3 protein-coding genes are annotated in these 2,666 nt (G+C 32.9%); all 3 read right to left on the reverse strand.

Annotated elements, in window-relative coordinates; all coding sequences use genetic code 11:
• A partial coding sequence (locus VJ881_05345) for a hypothetical protein (protein HKL75475.1) occupies nucleotides 1-218 on the reverse strand: 218 nt, incomplete at its 3' end.
• Nucleotides 215-1,325 (reverse strand): peptide chain release factor 2 gene (gene prfB, locus VJ881_05350; GenBank protein ID HKL75476.1). Its coding sequence is split into 2 segments (ribosomal slippage): nucleotides 215-1,252 and nucleotides 1,254-1,325, totalling 1,110 coding nucleotides; the frame shifts between segments, so codons are not numbered across the junction. The genes prfB and VJ881_05345, both read right to left, overlap by 4 nt.
• 5 nt (nucleotides 1,326-1,330) lie before the next feature.
• On the reverse strand, nucleotides 1,331-2,666 hold a 1,336-nt coding region (locus VJ881_05355; protein ID HKL75477.1), incomplete at its 5' end, for an SEC-C metal-binding domain-containing protein.

The raw sequence follows: 2,666 nt of genomic DNA on the forward strand, positions 1-2,666 counted from the left end.
AGAGTATCTTCATAAACTGCTATACCACTTACTCCATATTCTTTTAAAGTGGAAAAAGATAATTTAACTTCATCTTTATTTAATTCCTGGAACTGTCTGATATCATAGACTAAATCTACATTATTATTTTTTTCTTCTACCTGGAACCGTTGATATAAACTAAAAAAAGAGGCAAAAATAGCTATTAATATCAGTGCTGTAATCAGTCCTTTTTTCATAATTGGCTCCCTTCACTATTTTGTTTCAAATAAGCTTCAATAAACTCATCAAGATAACCATCCATTACTTTTTCAACATTACCTTCTTCAAGGTCAGTACGATGGTCTTTTATGAGATTATAAGGATGGAAGACATAAGAACGAATCTGATTTCCCCAGGCAATTTCTTTATGCTCTCCTCTTAGTTCATCAAGTTTTTCCGCTTTTGCTTCTTCTATCATTTCTATTAACCTGGAACGTAATATTTTCATAGCCATTTCTTTATTTTTATGCTGTGATCTTTCATTCTGACATTGAACTACTGTACCTGTTGGCTGATGAGTAATTCTCACTGCCGAATCTGTTTTATTAACATGCTGACCACCGGCACCACTGGCTCGATATGTTTCTATTTTTAAATCATTATCATCTATTTCCAATTCTATATCATCATCAATTTCTGGCATTATATCAACAGAAGCAAAAGAGGTATGCCTTCTACTGGAAGAATCAAAGGGAGAGATTCTAACCAGACGATGGACACCTCTCTCCCCTTTTAAATATCCATAACCATAATCTCCTTTAATTAAGAGAGTTACTCTTTTTATACCTGCTTCTTCGCCAGGAAGGAAGTCAAGCATTTCCACTTCAAAATTATTTTTTTCCAGCCATCTTTCATACATCCTGAGAAGCATTTCAGCCCAGTCCTGAGATTCAGTACCACCTGCTCCTGGATGTATAGCAAGAATAGCATTGTTTTCATCATATTCACCATTTAAACGTAGTTTCATCTCCAATCTATTTATTTCTTCTTCAAGCCAGTTTATATTTTCCTTTATTTCGCTATCAAGATCATCATCTTCTTCTGAAGCAAGTTCCTGATATACTTCTATTTCTTCAAAGGAATTTGTTAACTGATCCAAACTTTTTATCCTATTTTTTATTTTATCAAGTTTTTTAGCGATTTTCCTAGCTTTCTTATTATCATCCCAAAAACCTGGTTTACTCATTTCTTCCTCAAGTTCATCTTTCTTTTCTTCTAATTTAGAGCGGTCAAAGTAGATCCCTCAAATCATCAAATCTTTCTTTTAAATTTTTAATTTTATCTTCAATACTTTTATCAGCCATTACTATTACCTCCCACAACAACGTTTATATTTTTTGCCACTTCCACAGGGGCAGGGATCATTACGGCCTGGTTCTTCTTTTTTAACTACTGTTTGCTGTTTTTTCTGTTTGTTTGTATTTTGCTGTTGCGCTTTTTGGGCCTGTGCTTTTTTCTGGGCATCAGCAAAAGGACTTTTTTGGCCATAATTTAACCTGTTTTTTAGTATTGGATCTTTATCTATACCCCTATTATCTTCTATTTCAATTTTGTATAAGGTAGTGACAATATCTTCTCTTATTGAATCTGTCATTTCATTAAACATATCAAATGATTCAAATTTATATTCAGTTAATGGATCTTTTTGACCATAAGCTCTAAGACCAATTCCCTGTTTAAGCTGGTCCATATTATCAAGGTGATTCATCCATTTTCTATCAATAATTCTTAGAGATATTGATCTTATAACTCTATTTAACAATTCTTTTCCTAATTTATCTTCTTTATAGTTATAGGCTTTTTTCCCTAATTCTTTTACTTCTTCTGCCAGTTCTTCTTTTTCCTTATTTTCGAGATCTTCAACTGTATAATCTTCAGCAAATCTCAATTGATCAAGATGATGTGATAAACCTTCAAGATCCCAATCATCTGGATGTATATCATCAGAAAGATAGGTTTCAAGTATTTCATCAATCACTTTATCTAACATACCAAAAATCCTATCTTTTAGGTCATCTGCAAAAAGCACAGTCTGTCTTTGATTATAAATAACCTCACGTTGTTTATTCATAATATCATCATATTTGAGTACTGCTTTTCTCATATCAAAATTACGACTTTCTACTTTCTTTTGAGCCTTTTCTAAAGATCTTGTGATCATTTTGTGTTCTATTGGTTCTCCTTCATCCATGCCAATCTTATCCATGATTGAACTTATATTATCAGAACCAAAGAGACGTAAGAGATCATCTTCTAAAGATACATAAAATTGTGATGAACCTGGATCTCCCTGACGTCCGGAACGACCTCTAAGCTGGTTATCAATTCTTCTACTTTCATGTCTTTCTGTACCTAGCACATGAAGTCCACCTAATTCTTTTACACCTTTACCGAGAATTATATCTGTACCACGTCCGGCCATATTGGTAGCAATTGTAACACTATTTTTTTGTCCGGCATCTTTAATTATTTCAGCTTCTTTTTCATGATTTTTTGCATTTAAGACATTATGAGGTATATCACGTTTTTTCAATCTTTTACTTAATTCTTCAGATTTAGCTATATCTACTGTACCTACCAGAATAGGCTGTCCTTTTTCATGTCTTTCAGCTATATCTTCAACTACAGCATCAAATTTAGCATCT

Source organism: Halanaerobiales bacterium, assembly GCA_035270125.1.
GTDB lineage: Bacteria > Bacillota > Halanaerobiia > Halanaerobiales > DATFIM01 > DATFIM01.